General features: G+C 41.4%; 23 protein-coding genes. 18 read left to right on the plus strand and 5 right to left on the minus strand.

The features are described from left to right. Position 1: 1 nt before the first annotated feature. Together AR334_RS09840 and AR334_RS09845 are read right to left on the minus strand one after the other, a co-directional pair. On the minus strand, positions 2–907 hold the full coding sequence (locus AR334_RS09840; protein ID WP_066308970.1) for an ABC transporter ATP-binding protein: 906 nt from the start codon (positions 905–907) through the stop codon (positions 2–4). 612 nt (positions 908–1519) lie between these two features. Beyond that, on the minus strand, positions 1520–2290 hold the full coding sequence (locus tag AR334_RS09845) for a trans-aconitate 2-methyltransferase (RefSeq protein ID WP_253701244.1): 771 nt from the start codon (positions 2288–2290) through the stop codon (positions 1520–1522). Positions 2291–2425: 135 nt separating this feature from the next. On the opposite strand from AR334_RS09845, the gene AR334_RS09850 reads away from it, so the two are divergent. From AR334_RS09850 to AR334_RS09890, 9 genes are all read left to right on the plus strand, one after another. Beyond that, positions 2426–2929: a hypothetical protein gene (locus AR334_RS09850; protein WP_066308983.1), complete on the plus strand. Its 504-nt coding sequence runs from the start codon at positions 2426–2428 to the stop codon at positions 2927–2929. 276 nt (positions 2930–3205) lie between these two features. Then, positions 3206–3928, plus strand: a complete 723-nt coding sequence (locus tag AR334_RS09855; RefSeq protein ID WP_066308986.1) for a FadR/GntR family transcriptional regulator — start codon at positions 3206–3208, stop codon at positions 3926–3928. A 19-nt stretch (positions 3929–3947) separates the two neighbouring features. Continuing rightward, on the plus strand, positions 3948–4925 hold the full coding sequence (locus AR334_RS09860; RefSeq protein ID WP_066308993.1) for a fumarylacetoacetate hydrolase family protein: 978 nt from the start codon (positions 3948–3950) through the stop codon (positions 4923–4925). Between the two features lie 147 nt (positions 4926–5072). Continuing rightward, complete coding sequence (locus AR334_RS09865) at positions 5073–6644, plus strand: bifunctional 3-(3-hydroxy-phenyl)propionate/3-hydroxycinnamic acid hydroxylase (RefSeq protein ID WP_066308995.1); 1572 nt, start codon at positions 5073–5075, stop codon at positions 6642–6644. 36 nt (positions 6645–6680) lie between these two features. Next, positions 6681–7565: a VOC family protein gene (locus AR334_RS09870; RefSeq protein ID WP_066308996.1), complete on the plus strand. Its 885-nt coding sequence runs from the start codon at positions 6681–6683 to the stop codon at positions 7563–7565. A gap of 14 nt (positions 7566–7579) precedes the next feature. Then, positions 7580–7870, plus strand: a complete 291-nt coding sequence (locus tag AR334_RS09875) for an antibiotic biosynthesis monooxygenase (RefSeq protein WP_066309001.1) — start codon at positions 7580–7582, stop codon at positions 7868–7870. A 135-nt stretch (positions 7871–8005) separates the two neighbouring features. Beyond that, positions 8006–9184 carry an acetyl-CoA C-acetyltransferase gene (locus AR334_RS09880; RefSeq protein ID WP_066309004.1) on the plus strand — a complete coding sequence of 393 codons (1179 nt, stop codon included), beginning with the start codon at positions 8006–8008 and terminating at the stop codon, positions 9182–9184. Between the two features lie 30 nt (positions 9185–9214). Continuing rightward, positions 9215–9997, plus strand: coding sequence for an enoyl-CoA hydratase/isomerase family protein (locus AR334_RS09885; protein ID WP_066309006.1), 783 nt, complete (start codon positions 9215–9217; stop codon positions 9995–9997). A 24-nt stretch (positions 9998–10021) separates the two neighbouring features. Further along, positions 10022–12019 (plus strand): acetoacetate--CoA ligase, encoded by a 1998-nt coding sequence (locus tag AR334_RS09890; RefSeq protein WP_216638020.1) that lies wholly within the window; start codon positions 10022–10024, stop codon positions 12017–12019. Positions 12020–12582: 563 nt separating this feature from the next. On the opposite strand, the gene AR334_RS09895 is transcribed toward AR334_RS09890, so the two are convergent. Both AR334_RS09895 and AR334_RS09900 read right to left on the minus strand, forming a co-directional pair. Further along, the gene (locus tag AR334_RS09895; RefSeq protein ID WP_066309009.1) at positions 12583–13641 is read right to left on the minus strand and encodes a hypothetical protein; all 1059 of its coding nucleotides are present in this window, start codon (positions 13639–13641) and stop codon (positions 12583–12585) included. 242 nt (positions 13642–13883) lie between these two features. Continuing rightward, on the minus strand, positions 13884–14975 hold the full coding sequence (locus AR334_RS09900) for a hypothetical protein (RefSeq protein ID WP_066309012.1): 1092 nt from the start codon (positions 14973–14975) through the stop codon (positions 13884–13886). A 193-nt stretch (positions 14976–15168) separates the two neighbouring features. Here AR334_RS09900 and AR334_RS09905 point away from each other — a divergent pair, with 193 nt between their 5' ends. From AR334_RS09905 to AR334_RS30755, 8 genes are all read left to right on the plus strand, one after another. Beyond that, complete coding sequence (locus AR334_RS09905; protein WP_156431247.1) at positions 15169–15507, plus strand: cupredoxin domain-containing protein; 339 nt, start codon at positions 15169–15171, stop codon at positions 15505–15507. 81 nt (positions 15508–15588) lie between these two features. After that, positions 15589–16134, plus strand: coding sequence for a cupin domain-containing protein (locus AR334_RS09910; protein WP_066309016.1), 546 nt, complete (start codon positions 15589–15591; stop codon positions 16132–16134). A gap of 98 nt (positions 16135–16232) precedes the next feature. Then, positions 16233–16748, plus strand: coding sequence for a GNAT family N-acetyltransferase (locus AR334_RS09915; RefSeq protein ID WP_066309021.1), 516 nt, complete (start codon positions 16233–16235; stop codon positions 16746–16748). 13 nt (positions 16749–16761) lie between these two features. Next, positions 16762–17691, plus strand: coding sequence for a phosphotransferase family protein (locus AR334_RS09920; protein WP_066309025.1), 930 nt, complete (start codon positions 16762–16764; stop codon positions 17689–17691). A 159-nt stretch (positions 17692–17850) separates the two neighbouring features. Beyond that, a complete protein-coding gene (locus AR334_RS30620; RefSeq protein WP_301337159.1) occupies positions 17851–17982 on the plus strand; it encodes a hypothetical protein in 132 nt (43 codons plus the stop codon). Between the two features lie 375 nt (positions 17983–18357). Continuing rightward, positions 18358–19380 carry a hypothetical protein gene (locus AR334_RS09925; RefSeq protein ID WP_066309031.1) on the plus strand — a complete coding sequence of 341 codons (1023 nt, stop codon included), beginning with the start codon at positions 18358–18360 and terminating at the stop codon, positions 19378–19380. Between the two features lie 356 nt (positions 19381–19736). Then, positions 19737–19940, plus strand: a complete 204-nt coding sequence (locus AR334_RS09930; RefSeq protein ID WP_066309034.1) for a helix-turn-helix transcriptional regulator — start codon at positions 19737–19739, stop codon at positions 19938–19940. A 6-nt stretch (positions 19941–19946) separates the two neighbouring features. Beyond that, positions 19947–20381, plus strand: a complete 435-nt coding sequence (locus AR334_RS30755) for a hypothetical protein (RefSeq protein ID WP_066309037.1) — start codon at positions 19947–19949, stop codon at positions 20379–20381. A 76-nt stretch (positions 20382–20457) separates the two neighbouring features. Here the strand turns inward: AR334_RS30755 and AR334_RS09940 are convergent, their stop codons facing one another. Beyond that, positions 20458–21126 carry a hypothetical protein gene (locus tag AR334_RS09940; protein WP_066309043.1) on the minus strand — a complete coding sequence of 223 codons (669 nt, stop codon included), beginning with the start codon at positions 21124–21126 and terminating at the stop codon, positions 20458–20460. 189 nt (positions 21127–21315) lie between these two features. On the opposite strand from AR334_RS09940, the gene AR334_RS09945 reads away from it, so the two are divergent. Next, positions 21316–21777: a GNAT family N-acetyltransferase gene (locus AR334_RS09945; RefSeq protein ID WP_066309047.1), complete on the plus strand. Its 462-nt coding sequence runs from the start codon at positions 21316–21318 to the stop codon at positions 21775–21777. Positions 21778–21798 lie beyond the last annotated feature (21 nt).

Genomic DNA, 21798 nt, shown 5'->3' on the forward strand with positions numbered 1-21798 from the left:
GCTAGACAATTTGCTTACCCCCTGTAATCTCCAAGAATATATCCTCGAGCGATTTCTCTTTCAATTCAATTCCATAAAGCTTAATGCCATTCTCAACGAGCGTCACGACCATTGATGGAATCGACTCTTTTTCGATCTCGACTCCGATTTGGTTGTCTGAAATGATTTTCGCTTGATGGAACAGTTCGCGAACAAATCCTGGATTATCAACCGTGAAAACAACCTCATGTTTGTCTCTATCATTGGTAAACTCCTTAACATTCTGTACATCAATCAGTACACCATGTTGCAGGATCCCAATTCGGTCACACATCAGTTCCATTTCTGAAAGTAAGTGGCTGGATACCAAGACAGCTAATCCTTCTTCTTTTGCCAGCTTTCGTAAATAGTCTCGAATCTCGCGAATGCCGGCTGGGTCCAATCCGTTTGTCGGTTCGTCCAAAATTAATAAAGAGGGCTTGTGCAAGAGAGCCTGCGCTAGCCCAAGCCGTTGGCGCATCCCAAGCGAATACGTCTTGACCTTATCGTGGATCCTTTTCTCCAGTCCGACTAATTTAACTACCTCGTCTATGCGCTCCTTATTGATACCAGACATCATTCGGCTATAATGGATTAAATTTTGATAGCCAGTAAGAAACTTATACAGTTCCGGATTCTCGACAATCGCGCCGACATGCCTGACCGCATTTTCAAAATCCTTCGCCACACTTTTTCCGTTAATCAAAATTTGGCCATCTGTGATTGACATTAACCCGACAATCATTCGGATCGTTGTCGTTTTTCCGGCACCGTTTGGTCCTAGAAAGCCAAAGACCTCGCCTTTATAAACTTCTAATGATAAGTCATGAATAATGGTCTTTGTCCCGATTCTTTTCTTTAAATGGGATATTTGCAGAATATTTTCCAAAGTAAATCCTCCCTTAAGTCACTTTCTACAATTCATGATAATTTAAAAGAACACCCATTCCTATTGGAACCGGGAAGTATTCTGGAGTAAGGCTTAGGTCTTAGAATGTGGTAAGTGAAGGGGGAGGTGTGAAAACAGATTTAGCCAGTGATAGGGGAAGATTCTACGTGCTCAAAACAGCTGGAAAAAAGAGCAACCGGTCACGTAGCGGGGCTCTAGGTGCTTAAAAACAGCCGAGTAACCAGCAAAAGTAAAATAAGCGTATATTTCCGGTTATTTGCTGAATGGAGACTCTTCCGGGGATAAATAAGGGGAGATTTCCGGTTAATTCAAAGAAAAATCCCCCATTTTCACGTCTTTCGAGTCAATAGGCGGACTTCTCCGTCTATTTCAAGCTGTTTTTTACTTTATTTACTAATTAAAAGGATTTTTCCGACTATTTACAAGATTGAGTGATTTGGTGCTTTACTTGATTCCCAACCGATAAGTTCGGACCCTCTTAATCCTAAGAGCAGGAATCAACAGCTTCTTATCCGACCTGCTTTACCCGTGCACCAGGTAAAATAAAAAAATAATCCTCATCATAATTAGATAAGGATTATTTTTAAAATCTTATTCTTTTACTCCGATTATACGAATCCTTTTATAATCCGCCAGCCAATGACTGTCATTATATAAAACCTCCTTTAAGTTATTTTCCACGTTTGATATGATCCATTCTTTCTTATCGAAGGGGATAGCTTCAAGTAGGCTCATTCCAAACATATCAATCCAGTTTCTCAAGCCATTTTCACCATCTAATTTCGTCGGCCTATCAAAGTGTTGCGCAAAGGTTACCCTAAAACCTGCTTCCTCCATCAAAGTTGAATACTCCGCAATGCTCGGATAAAACCACGGGAAATGTTCCTTTTTGAATGCGATTCCTTCCTGACCTATTTTCTTTATGATTTCATCGGTAATCGTTTGTACGTTCCCTTTACCGCCAAATTCAGCCACAAACCTGCCGCCGTCTTTTAAACTCTTATAAATGCTGTTTAAGGCCTGCTCTGGTGGTTTTACCCAATGCAGTACAGCATTGGAGAACACGGCGTCAAATTCATTACAATAACCCAAGTCCGTCGCGTCTTTCACAGCAAAATGTATATGGGGGTACTTGCTTTTAGCCTGTACAACCATATTCTCGGAGTTGTCCACACCGATCACATCCACTCCGCAATCGGACAACTGCTTGGCCAAATCTCCAGTTCCGCAACCAAGGTCAAGAATTCGTTCCCCTTTTTTTGGAGCCAATAATTCTACTAAACTTTCCCCCAATGCAGAAACAAATGAATGTTTACTATCGTATAAAGCGGCATTCCAGCTGTCCTTTTTACTTTTACTCAAAATGAACCTCCCCTTTCCTATTAACTTATTATCGCATAGTAAGGCTGATTATTTTAAACACCAAGATTCCTTTTTTTCATGATAAAATAGATTAATAGTCTGGATATATGGTATTAACTGCATGGGGGAACGGTTATGGCTAAAGTGAAATCAGTGAAATTCGATGGGGAGCTCATCCACGTGTTTAACAGTGCAATCTATGTTTTCGAGTCTGGCCAGGACCTTACTCTGCAGCTGGACATGATCGTCAGCGAGATAGTCGTTAAAAAGGTCCAACAGGTAGAGAACGTAATCGCTGAAATTGAGTTGGAGGATGGCAGGATGATCGATTCCATAATGCATGTAAAAATAATCCCCGGCGTGCTGCCACAGCTTAGTTTATTTGTTGAACTGGATGATAGGCAGGATTATGACTTTCTTGATATCGTTAATGAAAATGATGCATGGTTTCCAAATATAGAAGAGGGTATCACGATTGAAGAGATAAGAAAAGTAGAGATGCCGGATGAAGAAATCCGCCTCAAGCTCAAGTTGCCGATTGACCAGGTGGAGTGGCTGAAAGCGCAAAAGAAGACTCGTTTGACTGAATTGCTAAAGGAAATGATTTATGAATATTGGGAGAAAGATAACTCAAATTAATGCTGCACAAATCGTGCAGTTTTTTATTGAGATAAATTAATTTCAGAAATTTTAAAATACATATTGACATAAAAATAAATAATATTTATTATAAAAATCAGATAAATAATATTTATTTCTCGCAAAAAGGATGGTGTTCAACATGCTTTAATCAATTCCGACAAAATGAAAACGGTTACTATCAAAATAAATTTCCTCTAAACCTACAATCCTGCAGAATATCATGTATTCTATTGGTAAGTTTAGAATGTGGTAATGGCAGGTGGATTAAATTTTATGAAAAATATAAGTGATCAGTTAGTCCATGAATTAGGAAGAAAAATTGTAACAGGGGAGTACCTTCAGGGGGGAATTCTTCCTAAAGTAGAGGATTTAAGCGAAACATATGAGGTAAGCCGCACGGTCGTTCGCGAGGCTTACAGGGGATTATCTACACTTGGTCTTGTGCGGTCTAATCAAAGGGCTGGGACAGTGGTACTGCCGCGCTCCGAATGGCAATGGTGGAACCTGGATGTCTTAACATGGGTACTCGAAGATGAAAACAATACCGACTTCTTGCTTCATCTCACAGAAATAAGACTCGGATTAGAACCGACAGCGGCAGCATTGGCAGCCAGTAGGGCAACAGAAGATGAGCTTCTAAAAATAAAAGATGCCTTTGAACGGCTTGAGAAATCAATCGGTGATGAAAAGGCCTGGGCAGTTGCAGACTCTGATTTCCATGAAAGCATCTTGCAAGCTTCTCATAACCATTTAATGATCAATACGGTTAAAACACTTCGTAAAGCATTACTCGTTAGCCGCGAGAAAACGCTAGAAGCAGCGAAAAATGAGCCTGAATCGCCTTTTGACACGCCAACACAAGAGGTTTTAGAGAGACATCGTTCCATATATGACGCCATCATGGCACGAAATGAAATGTTAGCTCATCATAAAATGTCTGAATTGATTTTGCGTGTAAAAAATATTTTAGAAAAAATTTATGGTTACCAAGGTTAAAAAAGGGAGGAGAAAACAAATGGGTTTACAGATTGTTAGATTTGAAAAAGAGGGAAAAGAGCAGTGGGGAGTAGTATCGGATGAACAAATTCTAGTACTAGAGAATTCCTATAGCTCTTTAGCCGAATTCTTAAAAAATGGGGCAGAAGAAGCAAGAAAAGTAAAAGAAAGTGGAGCAGGTAAATCCGTAGCAATGGATGAGGTCACATTGCTTAGCCCAGTCACCAAACCGGCAAGAATTGTCTGTCAGGGGGCAAATTATTCTTCACATCGGGCAGAAGCTGGACTTGAAGCTGCCCGCCCTCCATTTAATCTGATCTTTGGCAAAGCAGACAGTTCACTTTGCGGGGCCTATACTGAGATTGTCCGCCCTGCTAACGTGCAGCTATTAGACTATGAAATTGAATTAGGGTTGGTCATTGGGACAGAAATAGACAATGCAGTGCAAGTGACAGATGAAACTTTGCATCAGTACGTTGCCGGACTAGTGATTTTTAATGATGTATCCGCCCGGGATGTGCAGCTGACAGAAGGCCAGTGGTTGAAAGGGAAAAGCTACCGGACATTCGGACCTACTGGACCATTCCTCTACCTGCTGAACAAGGAAGAAACGGCACTGATCCATGACCTTGAAGTAAAATGCTGGGTCAATGATGAATTGCGTCAATCAGCTAATACCAATCAGCTACTTTTCAAACCTGCCGAAACCATTACAGAGTTGTCAGAGATTATGGACCTTTCAACTGGCGATTTAATCGTAACCGGTACTACAGGCGGTGTTGCGCTAAATCTTACCCCGGACGTTCTCGGCAAAGTTTCAGGGATGGGAACTCCTTACCAGGAAAAACTGGAAGTACTTGTCGAAAGTCAAATCAACAATGGCAAATACTTAAAAGATGGCGATGTTGTTCGCTGCCAGATCAAAAGCGCAGATGGAACTATTGACCTTGGTGAGCAAGTGAACAAGGTCGTTCCTAGTAAAGTAGCTATTTCCTAAAAATCTAGCTGGGATTTAATTTAGTTTAAATCCCGGCTCCTTCAAATCATCTTACCCATCATAGAGAAAGCTTTTATATACTTCTTTAACAATTATGTATCCGCTTACAACCTAAAACTACTAAAAAATAACGAAGGGGAATGATTGATGAAAAACGAAAATTTTGATGTGGCGATTGTAGGGTATGGTCCGGTATCAAAGGTGTTGGCAGCATTGCTCGGCCAAAAAGGCTGGAGGGTAGGCGTTTATGAGCGGTTCCCAAAAGCGTATCCGCTTCCTCGTGCCGTCCATTTCGATGACGAAACGGCTCGCATTTTACAATCTGTGATTCCTGCAAGCGAAATTGAAAGAATCACCGACGTTGCGGAAGATCTCTATACCTGGTGTAACGCGGAAAGAAAAAATCTCCTAGAAATAGACTTTTCCATGTTTGGTGTCTCCGGTTGGCCAGGGCATATGTTCTTTAATCAACCTGAACTGGAAGATGTATTGGACCGCGCCTGCCAAGAGCAGCCTACCGTTAGCGTCAATTTTGGCGAAGAGGCTGTTGGATTGACAGAATTTGAGGATCACGTCGAACTCGTTGTAAAGGATCTGCAGGGGGTAGTAAGCAAAATCCAGGCCAAATATGTGGTAGGCGCTGATGGAGCCAACAGTTTTGTGCGAAAAAATATGGAACATAGTATCACGGATCTCGGATTTGTCGCGGATTGGCTTGTGGTGGATATCATTCCTCAAACAGAAAGGGAATGGAAACCGATGAATCTGCAAGTCTGCGACCCTGCGCGCCCGACAACGGTCGTTTCAGGCGGGCCTGGCAGAAGACGCTGGGAATTCATGGCCCTTCCAGGGGAAACGAAGGAAGAGCTGAACAAGGAAGAAGTGGCGTGGGAATTACTCAAGCCATGGGATGTTGCCCCAGAAAATTCCATTTTGGAACGTCATGCCATCTATACCTTCAAAGCCTTATCGGTGGATGAATGGCGCAAAGGAAGATTGATATTAGCTGGAGACTCTGCCCATTTAACGCCGCCATTCGCGGGCCAAGGCATGTGCGCAGGGCTTCGTGATTCCAAGAATTTAGCCTGGAAGCTCGATTTGATCCTATCAGGAAAAGCAGACGACGGCATCCTCGATACGTATACGAAGGAACGGAATCCACATAACCGCGAGGTGGTCGAATCTGCCTTGTTTTTAGGGAAAGTCATTTGTGTAACGGATCCGGAAGCCGCCGCTCAGCGTGATGAAATGTTCTTTACAGGTCAAGTCCCGCCATTTCCGGAATTTCCGTATTTGACCGACGGCCTTGTTGATCAACAAAGCAGCAAATATGCAGGAAAACTATCATTCCAAAGCACGGTCAGTTATCAAGGCCAGACAGGACTATTCGATGATCTTGTCGGCAATGGTTGGATCATTATGAGCCCAGTGGATGATCCAAAAAATATCCTGACGGAAGAACAGTTGGCTTTTCTGGAGAGCATCGGTACAAAATGCATCAAGATTTCAGAACCTTCAGATATCACATCGGAAAATCAGGTAGTGGATATCGATGGAAAATACCAACAATATTTTAACGAGACTGGTTTGGAGGCTGTTGTAGCCCGTCCAGACTATTACCTCTTCGGTGCAGTAGACAATTTATCGGATTTGCCGTCACTTGTTGATAATTTGACGAAACAACTGGGCCAATACATGAACACCGTTACGGTGGGCTAAAGCGATTTTTTAATCAAATATTAGGGGGAATTAACGATGTCAAATGTAAAAGTATTCCGTTTAGGGTATGTCGATTTTTATGCAAAAAATCCTGTTGAGATGGTGGACTATTATACAAACACAATGGGGTACCGGATTACGGAGGAAAAGGATGGCGTCACCTACCTGACCAACGGGTTTGATCATCACAATGTCGTCATCACACCTGCTGATGAAAAAGCAATTCGCCGATATGGATACCAATTGGATGGAAAATTAACCTTAGAAGAGGTACAAGCACACCTACAATCACAAGGAATTGCTTCCAGTCTAAAAATAGATGCCAAGCCGGGCGTTGCCAAATTACTAGAATTGCAAGATCCGGCAGGAAATGTTCTTGAATTATTTACGGAAATGGAGCAAACAGCGGTTGGCTTCGGCACTGCTGGTATTGTTCCAATCAAATTGGGGCATATCGCCTTCTTGGCCAAGAATTTCACGGAGACGATCGAATTCTACAGGGATGCATTAGGTTTCTATTTTACCGACCAAATTGGCGAGGAATTTGCAAACTTCCTAACCTGTAATACGGACCACCATGTCATCAATGTTGTGGCTTCTGACGAGACAAGGCTGCACCACATTGCCTACCAGCTTAAGGATGCAAGCCATCAATACGCCAGTTCGGATGTATTAGCGAAAAACGGTCGGTCGGTCATCTGGGGGCCTTCCCGCCATACAGCTGGCCATAATATCGCAACCTATCATTATGATCCAGATGGAAATGTTGTGGAATTGTATATTGATATGGATGTCCTGGTTCCAGAACTCGGAATTTTCGAGCCGCGCTCATGGCATGAGGTACTGCCGATGAAACCTAGAGTTTGGGAATCCCTCAGTGCGTGGGGAACGGAATTTGAATTCGATTTGGCCAAAGTATAAGGAGACCGAAATTAATGGTGCAAGAAACCTTTTTCATTGAAGTGAAACCAGGAACGCAACAGGGGTTTGAGCATGCTTTTAAAAAAGCAGCTGTGCTGATGACAACTGCTAAGGGCTTCTTGGGATCTGAGCTGCAGCAGTGCGTGGAACAAGAGAATAAATACCTAGTCTGTGTTCATTGGGAAACCGTTGAGGATCATGTGATTGAATTTAAAAATTCCCCAGCGTTTCAAGAAATGAAAGCTTTAATCGGTCCTTTCTATTTGCACATCCCGCAAGCAGAGCATTATAGACGGATTGTTTAATAGAAAATGTGATAAGACCTTGAAAGATGAAATAGGATAGAAGAATGGGACTATGGGGTCGTAGGTTATGGACTTTCCGTCCCTCTTCTTTTTTTGTATTGAAAGATTACATAGGAATGAATGGAGGGGCAGCAGATGAACACTTATTTGATAGAAGGAGCAAGAACCCCGTTTGGGACGTATGGCGGTTCTTTAAAGGATGTAAGTGACCTGGACTTGGGGGTTATAGCGACAAAGGGGGCAATTGAAAGAAGCGGGATTCCTGCATCTGATATCGATGAAATTATCTTTGGCAATGTAATTGGGACAGGGAGCCATTCCCCCTATTTGGCCAGACATATCGGCTTGAAAAGCGGAATGACCGAGTCATCAGCAGCGCTCACGCTCAATCGGTTATGCGGGTCTGGCCTTCAGTCGATTGTATCAGGGGCACAAGCGATTGCTTTAGGGGAAGCCAGAGTGGTAGCGGCTGGGGGAAGTGAAAGCATGAGTAGTGCACCTCAGATTTTAAAAGGGACGCGCTTTGGTTCACCAAATAAGGCTCCTGAAGTGGTTGATATGCTGTGGGGGACCTTAATCGATCAATATGTTGGCTGCGGTATGGGAATGACGTCAGAAAATCTAGCCGAAAAATATCACATTTCTCGCGAAGAACAGGATGCGTTTGCAGTTCTGTCGCAGGAAAAGGCAGGGAAGGCAAGGGATGGCGGCCGTTTTGGGGATGAAATTGTTCCGGTTGTCATCAAGGATAGAAAAGGAAAAGAAAACCTAATCAACTTAGATGAGCATATAAGAGATGGCGTCAGCGTGGAGGGCTTGGCGAGATTAAAGCCTGCTTTTAAAAAGGACGGTTCAGTCACGCCGGGAAACGCCAGCGGGATCAATGATGGGGCTGCTGCCGTCATCTTGGCATCAGAGGACTATGTACAGGAACATCAATTAAAACCGTTAGCTAAAGTCGTTTCATGGGCCGTAGCAGGTGTGGATCCGAAAATAATGGGAATCGGGCCTGTTCCGGCGAGTAAAAAAGCTTTGGAAAAAGCCGGCTTAACCTTTTCTGACATTGACTTGGTCGAGCTGAATGAGGCATTTGCCGCTCAATCATTAGCCGTAATCAAAGAGTTGGGTGTCGATCAGGAAAAAGTAAATGTAAACGGCGGGGCAATCGCGTTGGGGCATCCCCTTGGTGCAAGCGGTACGAGAATCACGTATTCTTTAGCAGTTGAACTGAGGAAACGGAACTTGAAATATGGATTAGCCACCCTTTGTATCGGCGGCGGCCAAGGAATTGCCATCATCATTGAATCAGTATAGTCATCACAAAATCGGTTAGGAGGAATCACGATGGGAAATAATCATGTTACGTTATCAATTGAAAATAATGTGGCCATTGTCACATTAAATCGTCCCGAAGCGGGGAATGCGCTGGACTTGCAAATGGCCAAGGAATTGATGGAAGCAGCGATTTTTTGCTCGGAAAGTGAAAAAGTAAGGGCTGTTGTGATCACCGGTGCGGGGAACAAGTTTTCTGTCGGGGGCGATTTAAAAAGCTTCGCGGCGCATGGGGAGGAAATAAACGCTCATTTGAAAAAGGTGACCTCTTACCTGCATCAAGCCATTTCGTTTTTTGCCAGGATGAATAAACCTTTCATTGGAGCTGTTAATGGTGTAGCCGCTGGCGCTGGGATGAGCCTGGCGTGTGCCTGTGATTTGGTATACGCAACTGATAAGGCCAAGTTTGTCATGGCCTATAATCGTATCGGATTAACCCCGGATGGCTCGGGAAGTTTCTTTTTGCCCCGCTTAGTAGGAATGAGACGGGCTTTAGAGCTTATGTACACCAATCGCGTGTTGACTGCAGAAGAGGCATATGAATGGGGAATCGTCAATCAGGTTGTGGCAGATGACAAATTAATGGAAGTAGTTATCGGATTAGCTGAAACGTTAGCAAAGGGACCGATGAACGCTTTCGGAGAAACGAAAAAGCTTTTTCTTCATTCCTTGCAGGAAACACTGGAGTCGCAAATGGGCAAGGAGTCGATGCTGCTTGCTGAGCGAGCGAGCAGTCAGGAAGGAAAAGAAGGGATTGCCGCTTTCCTTGAGAAGCGGGAGGCAAAGTTTTTTTAAGGAAATTATCTGGAGGGGATAGGATTGAAGACAGAAAAGCTGCAAGGGAAATTGCTCTGGGAGCCCTCACAGGAAATGCAAACTCAGTCCAATATTAAAAGATTTATGGTTTGGCTGGAGGAAAATCGAGGGCTGAAATTTGACCAGTACGAACAATTATGGGAATGGTCGGTTACAGAAGTGGAAAACTTTTGGGGTGCCATTTGGGATTTTTTCGAAATCAAAGCCCAGAGGCCTTACGATGAAGTGCTGTCCGGCAGCAAAATGCCGGACGTTCAATGGTTCCCGGGGGCCGTGCTGAACTATGCAGAACACATATTCAGGAATGAAGAACCGGGTAAAACGGCCGTTATCCACCAGTCCGAACTACGGGAGCAACAGGAGCTGACGTGGGATGAATTGAAAAAGAATACGGCCGTCATCGCTCAATATTTAAAGTCGATAGGAGTAAAGAGCGGGGACCGGGTCGTAGCGTATGCTCCAAATATACCTGAGACGCTAACTGCCTTTTTGGCTTGCGCCAGCATTGGCGCTGTTTGGTCGAGCTGTGCACCGGAATTTGGCATTAAAAGTGTCATTGACCGTTTTAAGCAAATCGAACCAACTGTCTTGATTGCAGTCGATGGCTATCAATATGGCGGGAAGAAATATGACCGGCTCGAACTGGTGAAAAATTTACAAGCAGAGCTGCCATCCTTAAAGAGCACAGTTCTTATTCCGTATTTGGGAGAGCAGCCAGAGATGTCTGGACTCCAAAATACAGTTGGTTGGGATGATATTTTAGCAGAATACGAGGATGCGCCTCTCACCTTTGAATCTGTCCCTTTTCAACATCCACTTTGGATCTTGTATTCGTCAGGCACAACCGGAAAGCCAAAAGGAATTGTTCAAAGTCAGGGAGGAATCCTGCTGGAGCATCTGAAATTTCTCAGTCTGCAAGGGGACTTGAAGAAAGATGATCGATTTTTTTGGTACACGACAACGGGCTGGATGATGTGGAATATTACCGTCAGCGGACTGCTGACCGGAGCGACCGTAGTGATGTATGACGGCAATCCTGCCTATCCTAATCATGATACGTTGTGGAAGCTGGCGGAATCTACGAAAATGACAACTTTTGGTACGAGTGCGAGTTTTTTAATGGCCAGCATGAAGGCTGGTGTGAAACCGAAGAAACAGTTCGATCTGTCTCACTTAAGAAGTATCGGGTCTACGGGATCTCCATTGCCTGAAAGCGGATTTCAATGGGTTTATGAGGACGTTAAAGAAGATGTATGGCTTTATTCCACCAGCGGGGGAACGGATATTTGTTCCGGATTTGTCGGCGGCAGCCCGACGTTGCCTGTCCATTCCGGCGAAATCCAAGCCCGGTCATTGGGAGCCGCTGTTAAGGCCTATAATGATGGTGGTCATGAGGTACTGGATGAAATCGGGGAACTTGTGATTACAGAACCAATGCCATCCATGCCGATTTATTTTTGGAATGATGAGGATGGGCTGAGATATAGGGATAGCTATTTTAACGTTTACCCTGATGTCTGGCGCCATGGAGACTTTATCGAGGTTACCTCGAGGGGGTCAGTTGTGATTTATGGCCGTTCGGATGCGACGATTAACCGCGGGGGAATCCGGATGGGAACAAGTGAAATATATGGCGCTTTGGAAATCATCCCGGAAGTGGTGGATAGTTTAATTGTCGACATTCCCATCAGTCCTGAAGAATCCTACATGCCGTTATTTATTGTACTGAGGGATGGAGCGGAACTTTCAGCCGATTTAGTGACGCGCATTAACCAAACCATACGTGTAAACTGTTCTCCAAGGCATGTGCCTAATGATATTTATTGTGTGAAGGACCTACCGAAAACACTCAATGGCAAGAAACTGGAAGTGCCGGTTAAGAAAATTTTAATGGGCATTCCAACTGAACAGGCTGTTAATGAAGGTTCCCTTTTAAATCCGGAAACGTTGCAATACTTTGTTGAGTTTAGGAGCAAGTTGGTTTCGGGTATCAAAAGGTGATGTAATCCAACGCGTCGTTTGACAGCCGCTCATGACGCGTTGGAAGAGTTGTTTGGAAGGAAATGTATTTTGTTTGTATATTTATGGATAATCAAAGACAAAATTCCCATGGAAAGGGGCCAAGTTGTCTTTGAACAAGCTTCTCAAAGACAAAATGCGTTAGGAATGGGTGGAAACTGTCTTTGATTTGTAATTATCTGGGTAATCAAAGACAAAATCCTCTTGGAAAGGGGCTAAAATGTCTTTGATGAGGCTTCTCAAAGACAGAATGCGTTAGGAAAGGGTCGAAATTGTCTTTGATTTGTAATTATCTGGATAATCATAGACAAAATCCCACTGGAAAGGGGTTAAAATGTCTTTGATGAGGCTTCTCAAAGACAGAATGCATTAGGAAAGGGTCGAAATTGTCTTTGATTTGTAATTATCTGGATAATCAAAAACGATATCCCCGTGTAAAAGAGGCCAAAATGTGGTTGATCAAGCTTAACGAAGATAATTTCCGCCATCTTATGACCTAATCCAAAGGAAAAGCACCTCCCAAACAAGAGCTCCCCTCAAATTTTTTACCAATCACCCAATTCCATGAGTTTTTCCTTCGTTTCTGCATCAAAGATAGCAGCTCTCGGTATTCCTTCTTCGGAAACTGACAGAAAAACATACACCTGCCGATTTGGGTGCCGCCCACCACCACTGCTCTCGACTCTAAAATGCGCATACTTATCAGCCCGTATAAAAACAGCATTCATATCCTTATAAGGGATAAGTTCACGGATATTCATCTTGGCATTTTTAAATTCTGCATATTCCCATTCTTCAAGGGACTTATAAAACTCATCGGCATCCTTAAATTTCTTCGTGGAGTTGTCAGGATAACTGCCCCATGGTTCTTTTTTTGGAAACATAGACTCAACCACTTTAACTAATTCTTTTTTTGAAAGCTTGGTGCCACTCAGTTTGACGTTGTAATCCATTTTCTCATGCGAAAAGACGAAACCGTAACCATTTGCTGTTTTACCAATCAAACCATTCTTGCCATCTCTAAGCACAACCGGCTTATACCCTTTTGGAACCCTACCCTCAGGCGAAGCCACAATTTCAAGAACGCGTGAAAACTCTATATTTTTATATTCCACCGCAATCTCATCGCCAGTCACCTTTCCATCAACATGTGTTATTTTAAACGGAAAATAACTAGGTACGAGAATATCTCTACCAAACTTATCCCGATATTCCTTCGTCACGATCAATTCATTCATAAGGGGATTGGCCATATCTGAAAGTACCTTTATTTCTGATACTTTGTAATTTTTCCAGGAAATTTCCCAAAGAAACCCCATTCGCTCAGCACGGCCATTCTCGAAAAAATGCCCCATTAAAAGAACTGAATTTTCTCGCGTAGACGGTAGTGTTGCCAATCCTCCAATCGGTGTTTTCTCCCTGATTTCCGGAAGTTTGACATGAGGTTCTTTCAGTGAATTTAGCCTTTGGTCGTTGTTATGAAGCAATGCCTTTTCAAAGGCACGAGAAACTTCATGTTCAAAATTTCTTTCCTTAGCAGTCCCTGCCAAAGTCGGAACGGCCAAAAAACAAACCAGCAGCAATAACAATAATTTACCCTTCATTTTATCACCTCGATTTAAGGTCACCGCTAAAACATTCCTCTATTCACATTTGTTGACAAATTAGCTTTCTTGTAAAAATTATTGTAAAAGGCAAACTTAGGAGGCAGAGGCCATGAACATCAGTTTCCAAACACGAATCGACCAAGCAAAAAAAGCGATCGCAGAGGCAAAATATTAATGAATATGTTGAAACATAAAAGAGCAACTCCGTTACAAGAGGTGCTCCGAAACAATGACTAACGTTATATATCCAGGCTTAAATGGAATTCTTTATAATTTTTCAGCCTGCCCCCATTATCAGTAGAGGGAAAAGGGAACCGGTCGGGAGCAATTGAACGGAGTGCATGTGCCAGTAGTCTAACGTTATGTCCGATTGAGTCGTAAGGGTATGAATTGGTTTTGGCAAACCAAAATTGCAGGAGTTCGTGCAAAGGCTCGATCATCTCTTCATTGCCCTTCACTTCATTAAGCATAATCAATTTGTGTGTTATTTTACCTTCTTTCGTCCAGAAACTCAGGTGTTTGGTTTTCCCTTCTTTTATCCGTTCCTCTTTTGGCAGGGAGGCGAAGTCATGGTTAATTTCTTCACGTTTGCCGTATTTCAAAAGCAATGGCAATAATCTCGTTGATAAGTCCCTTTTATAGCTTTTTAGAACATCCTCGACATCATATTCATTCCGGCGGCATGATATTAAATAATCCACAGATTCACTTTCTTCCCCAGTTAAAAAGTCTTCATAGACCTTGATCCAATAAGCTATTTGTTGATCCCTGCTTAATGGATGAAGTTGTTCTAACAACTTGTCGTATCTGGCGATTTCTGGGAAAGCAGCATACAAAGTCTCCAAAGGAACGGTTTCTTTCATCAGCTTAATATAAAAATCATAGTCGCGATCATGCATCGCAGCCAAATATATAAAATCATCGGTTCTGTCCATTAATTTATAATGCTCGTCAAGCCGGTTGCAGACATTGATGGCAGCATTTATAACGGGATCCCATCCTTCATATAGCACTATTTTCTGTGCTTCTTCATAAATAAATTCTTCAACCTCTTTTGAAAACCGAAAATGCAAGGAAACGTCCTCAAAATGGTATTTATTATTCCGAAGTCCGTAGGGATGCTCCTCAATATCGTAATAACGGCCCCTTTCACTAGTTGTATTATAGGATTCCAATGTGCTGATAAATAAGACAATATCACCATGGCCAGTCATATAGATGCAAAATGAATACACTTCCCGGTTGTTTTCGGTTTTGGTAAATTGTTCAATGATGCGGCAGCAATCCTGATAAAGCATTTCCTCAAATGTTTTGAAATCCGGTGAATTCACAAAAGTTCCTCCTTAATTAGCGTCTATTATGTTCAATAATTCGATAGGGATTAAGAAATTTCCTTGTTACTATTTGAAGCACATTGGAGAACAAAATTTGTTGATAATATTTTTTAAATTTGAAAAAAATAGTCTTAAGAAAGGAGGGATTGAATTGAAAAAGTGGTTCATTCGATTGGTTATATTACTTGCAATGATGGTGGTTGCGACAACTCCGGGTTCACTTCATGTATTTGCAGAATCCGATGCCGTAAAGCTTGCGCCAGCGAATGCGATTGAAGTGGAGTTGAACGATAATTACTTTAATCCGAAAGTCATCACGATTCCCAACGGAAAAAGTACAACATTGGTATTGAAAAACAGAGGAAAGAAAGAGCATACCTTCACAGTGGATCAACTCGGAGTGGATGCGGAAGTCCAACCGGGATCAGAAAAAACCATTACGGTGACCCCGAAAAATCCTGGCACATATGAACTAGTTTGCCGGTACCATTTGCAGCAGGGAATGGTTGGAAAAGTAGTCGTCCAATAACATGCGGGGATAAGGTACTAAGTACAATTTTTTTAAAAGTGAATAGGATAGTTTTATAAAAGGTGAAGGGAGTTGAGGGAAATGTTCAATAATCCTTATGGATATCAGTATCAATATCCTCATCATGTGAATAGTTCAAGAAATAACTATTACAGTCAACCAAATAACTGGGCTTTTCATAATGCTAATGGATTTTATCCTGATCGGCCTTTGGCAACGTTAAGGGACTATGGACCTAACCCACTTGTGATTAATATTAATGAGGCTACAAAGCAAAATAATACGTACCGCACTGCATTATGGACTGGGAAACATCTTCAAGTTACCTTAATGAGTATAAATGTCGGCGAGGACATCGGTTTAGAAATCCATCCTCATGTTGACCAGTTTTTACGAATTGAGCAGGGGCAAGGAATTGTTCAAATGGGCAAAAGAAAAGACGCTTTAAGTTTCCAAAGGCAGGTTGCCGATGACTTTGCGATCGTCATTCCCGCTGGGACATGGCACAATGTAACCAATACGGGAAATGTTCCATTAAAACTATACTCGATTTACGCTCCGCCCAATCACCCTTTTGGAACTGTTCATCCAACAAAAGCGGCTGCGATGGCTGCGGAAGTAGGTTAAGGAATTAGCTGCTATCAAAGGCAGCTTTTTCTTTTTTCGAAAGATTCAGGTATAATAAAAAACAAAAATAGGACATTATGATTCTAGGAGAATTAAAAATGCAAACTACCCTTCAACTCATCAAAGCATCCGAAGATATGCTAGAGCAAGTGAATGAAATTTATTTAAACTGCCGGGATCACCTCCTCGAAAATGGGATTCTGCAGTGGGATGACCACTACCCAAACAAAGAATATTTCCAGGAATGTATCGAAGATCAGGTTTTATTGGTACTCTTGGAAAAAGAGGAAATGATTGGCCATGTTGTCCTTAATGACTGGCATTCCGAGGAGTGGGCACCCATCCCCTGGACAGGAAGCCGGCCGCTTGTCATCCATTCATTAATGATTAATCCGCAAGTGCAAGATAAAGGACTTGGCACAAATTTTGTTAAGCTTTGCGAGTGCTTTGCGGTTGAACAAGGGTATAAAAGTATCCGATTAGATGCCTTTTCGGGAAATGTGAAAGCGATACATTTATACGAAAAGCTTGGCTATCAGAAGCGCGGCAGTGTCTTTTTTGACTCAAAACCGGAAGGGCACCAGGAATATATTTGTTTTGAAAAAGTACTCTAAAGGAGTTTCAATCATGCATTTATCAGATTTAACCTATAAACAGTACAAAACTATAGTAGAGGACACCGCCTTTTGGGATCGAAAAATAGCGGACATTATCAGTAAAGAAAACCTGCCTGAAGGAAAGGTATCCCGATTTTCTTATGGTTCCAATATCGTTTACAGCTATAATCAGAAACTGGTAATCAAGCTATTTCCCAGTTATTTCAACGACCAATTTGACCGGGAAGTGGAGGTGCTCCGGGCAATCGCCGGCAAAATCACATCGGTGGAGACGCCGAAAATCATTTCAGTTGGAAGTCTTGAAGGCTGGAATTATCTCATCATGACGGAATTAAAAGGCACGCTGCTGATCGATTTGTGGGATGACCTCACATCGGAAGAGAAAAATGCTTGCAGCATGGCACTAGGTAAGGTAATTAGCGAGTTTCATAGAGTTCCTACATGCAATTTTTCAAAAATAAAAGTGAATTGGCAGGAGTTTATCCGTGGTCAGTTTCTGAGTATGAAAGAAAACCAAGCGGATTTGCCACCGGATTTGCTTCAATCCCTGGAAACCTATGTGGACGAATCCTACATCGATTACACCCCGGACTTGAAGCTTCTGACGGGGGAGTATACACCGTTTAATTTGCTATTCAATAAGGTAGATGGAAAGTGGACCTTAACAGGGGTCATCGATTTTGCTGATTGCTTTTTGGGTGATGGGGATTATGATTTGCTGGGGCCAATCCTGTTTATGTTCAATGGGGACAGCGACCTGACTTCATCTTTTTTGAATAGCTACAGTTATGAAGAGTTGAACGAATCACTGCGGAAAAAGCTGATGATTTACACGATTTTGCATCGGTATAGTGACATTAATTATTATATTTCAAAAAACGGACAGGCTGAACGAAGCGAAAACTTTGAGGAACTATCCACCTATTTGTTTCGGTTTTGATTGGGGACTATTACCAGGACCGATTATCGTGCGAGTCTTTTAAATCAGATAATTTCCAAAAATTAAATATTTACTAGTTCCAAAAAATCATGCACATTTTTTTGATTCCGGCATATATTAGCTTCTGTGTGGATTATACAGATGGAAGGATGACAGAGGATGAGCAAAGACCAAGTAACGATTGTAAGAAAAGACACGAATGGGGAAGGTGCCATCAAAATTATTGAATGGAATGTAACCGACCCGGCAGAAAGCACCTTTGCAGTAGTTACGCCAGTTAAAATGAAATAAACCGACTAAACCAAAACCACCTTTATGTACACAACTACATAAAAAAGGTGGTTTTTATTTTTATGGCGAGAATAAAAGCGTTTATTAGACGGGGTGGCACGAATTTTCAACAGGCGTGCGCTCTATGAAGGGTTCATAAGACACATTGCTCGGTGATTTCAGTCCTGTCACGCTCTATGAAGCTTTCGTAAGACACGTTGCCCGGTGATTTCGGTCCTGTTGCGTTCTATGGCACCTTCATAAGACACGTTCCTGGATTTTCATCCCCACCGAGCTCCATAAATCAAGCAAAGTCATATTTTTGTAAAAAACAGGATTTTCCACAAGGGATGTCGAAATTTATCCTAGAAAAATATGGAAGAGGTAGTGGGAGAGATGGGTAAAAGCATAAATAAAAAAATTGTAGTACCGGTTATTATTTTTCTAGTGCTGTCTGCAGCATTTTTTGTATACAAGTCTGTTGGGAAAAAGACCCCAGAAGAGTCCGTAGCCGCGTTTGTCGATGAACTGATCGAAGTTGGAGAAAAAAATTCAACAGAAGAGATTCAAAACTATTTGGACAGTGTCGGTAAAAAGTCCCCGGAGGAGATTTATCGGGCGGCCGAGTTGGCAAAAGAGGCATGCCTGAAAACATCGGAGAAAATCAATACTGTGAAAGTTCCCAATAATGGTTCAAAAGCATTGTATCAATTCTTGGTTGAGTCAAAGAGCAAGTACGCTCGTTCTTTTGTGCAGTTTGCCGACGCTTTTGACGCTGCTATGGCATTCTTTAGCGGGAGTTCGAATTTGCCTATACATGAAACATTTATTGTAAAATACAATACAGCAGATAAACTTCTGGATGAAGCGATAGACGATTTCTATTTTGCAACCGTTATGGCCGAGGCGGAAACGAAAAACAAAAAACTGGCAGCTGCTGTTGATCAACAAAAAGAAAATAAGATAACAGAGACAGAAAAATTGCCAAACACTCAGGAAGAATCAGCTGAACAGCCAAGCCAGGCAAGGAACAGCAATGGGCTGGCATATGAAAATCAAAAGTATGGATTTTCATTGGAATTACCACAGGAATGGGAAAATCATTATGTCGTGGATGAAAGGGATGAAGGTTCCGATTACATCATCTCGTTTACCTATAAATACGACAACAGGATTTTCGAGGATTCCATTGTGACGATCATTGTTATGAATAAAACGAAGGAAGAAGTCGATTTGGAGAATCAAGAATCGCCTTTTCCAATGGAATACATCGCCACATTTAACGGAAAAAGCTTTGTGTACGAGTACAATGTCGGCGATCCATCTACCGATTTGGCAAATGAGCCGGAAGCACTTGAAGAATTAATGAGGTTAAAAGAAACAGTGCCTAAGACGATAAATACTTTTTCCTTAAAATAGGCTTTGGATACATAAAATACAAAATCATCAATGGAAGAACCAAGTGACATTAAAAGTGGGTATTCGTGCGGCTTTTTTATGTAAAAATTAGAAAGAAAGAGAAGTATTAATAGAGGATTTTTAGTTGTAATTCTTATATGACATAGGAAAAGCGAGTGAATTGACACTCGCTTTTTTCTTTATTTCATGGCTTATTAAATTGTAAAGTTGGAGAATGCATCAATTGTAAATGACAGATTGGTATTTTTGCATGTTTTGTCGGCAAGGCAATTATTTATTGCAAAATGCAAAGGATAATTTACATTTTGTAATAAATGATTTACAATTTTAGTAAATAGTGCGAGAAGGGAAATTACATGCTAGAAAATAAAGTTAGAGAATTGCGTGCGCGTTTTAGGTGGACGCAGCAAGATTTGGCTGATGCAATTGGAGTAACCAGGCAAACCATTGGTTTAATTGAAAAAGGGGACTATTCCCCCTCGGTTACGATGGCCTTGAAAATCGCAAAGGCATTTAATGCTACCGTAGAGGAAGTATTTTATTTAAAAGGGGAGGACTGATTTTTTTTGCTGAGAGCCATGTTACGTTCACCACTTTTTCCAATTATTTTGCTAATTTTTATTACATCCACTTTGATAGTATCGCTTACGATTACACAGACTTTATTGGTTAAATTATTTTCTTGGGTACCTTTTATTTTGGCGTTAGTTTGGACTATTCTAATTAAATTGCATAACAATAAATATCCCAAAGACAAAATCAAATTAGCGGGTTTAATTCCATATGAGTTTCGTGAAATGGATGAAGGGCAACAATGGGTAACATATAAGGCTTGCCGGAATGTCTATATTTATTACAGTCTCGCCATCCCGGTCGCTGCATTCATTTGCTTTATTTTTTCAAAAAATATATTCGTTCCGTTATTGAGCATAGGAGCGTTAGGTGTGGGACAATACATTGTTTATTGGATGACAACTTTTCGTCTCTTAAATCGGACCTAACAGAAATGATAGGTAATATTCATTTCAAAGTAAAAAACCTCGTCGGTCCTGACGAGGTTTTATTTATATAGGTCTATTATCCTTCAATAATCGCCCCATTTTCAGTAATAAAAAAGGCTTTTGTATTTTCATTAATGTTGTGTATATTGTCTTCGATATACCAAACTTCAATTAATACAGGAAAATGGATCGTCTTTAAATATTGACCAAGCTCTTTTATTTTGTCGATTTCCATCTGTTGGTCCATCCGTTCCCAATTACCAATGATCTTAATTGAAATGGAAGTGTCTAAATGGGAAGCGGGAACCTGCTGATAAGTTGGAATACCCTTTCCAAAATACTCTCCACGCTCGACGATTTGCAGCGCTTGAAAGTTCGACTCATCTAAATTAGGAAAAAGGTCTTTGATTTTCTCTTTCAATTCACGGGATAACTCACTTTCCCAAAACGCTTTTGGATACGTATCTGAGTAGCCTGCTTTACTATCCATGTCTTCCTGAACCATAAACTCAACATCTGAATGGCCTTTCGGGTAAGCATAGGCTTGATATGTTTCACTTAAATAGTTATAGGACATTTTTTTAAATACAAATTCCATTTGATATTTATTTTCTAGAAACTGTTGCATTTCTTTTTCTTGATTGTTTTTCTCCCAAGGCGTTCCGTTAAAAAGAAAATAAATTGTCAAACCCAGAATAAACAGGAGCAAACCAACAGACCAAAGTATTACTTTTCTACGACTCATACTCCCATCTCCTAGAAACTTATCAATCCATCTCGTTAACAGAACTTAGCCTCGCAAGCGTAAAGGAAAGTCCAATGATATGGAAATAAGCCACAAACAGGTTTGTGTTCTCGTTGGATTTTAATTGAACAAAATTTAGTTCAGTAGTTTAATTTATTATAGAACATTTAAAATAGAGGGGGACTTAAAATGGATATATGGATTAATAAGGGATTTTCAATTTCCACAAATAAAGAGTATTTAGATTTACCATTCATACATAACTTCTTGAGTCAACATGCATATTGGTCAGAGGGGATCCCCAAGCAGATAGTAAAAAAGGCGATTGATCATTCTCCACTATGTTTTGGACTTTATAAAGGTGAAGTAGGAAAAGATGGGTTTGAACAAGTTGGTTTTGCAAGGGTCATTACTGATCTAGCAACGTTCGCTTACCTTTGTGATGTGTTTGTAGTGCCAGAGTATCGGAAGTTAGGGTTATCAAAATGGTTAATGGATATTATCACAAATTATTCCGAAATACAGGGTGTTCGTAGATTTATGTTAGCCACTAATGATGCCCATTCATTATATAGTCAATATGGGTTTGAACAGAATGTTAATCCAGAACTATTTATGCAAAAGATCCTTAAAAATCCATACCAACAGTAAAATTTAACAGAGCCAAAGGTA

It is taken from the genome of Bacillus sp. FJAT-29814 (assembly GCF_001510715.1).
In the GTDB taxonomy this organism is placed as follows: domain Bacteria; phylum Bacillota; class Bacilli; order Bacillales; family Cytobacillaceae; genus Neobacillus.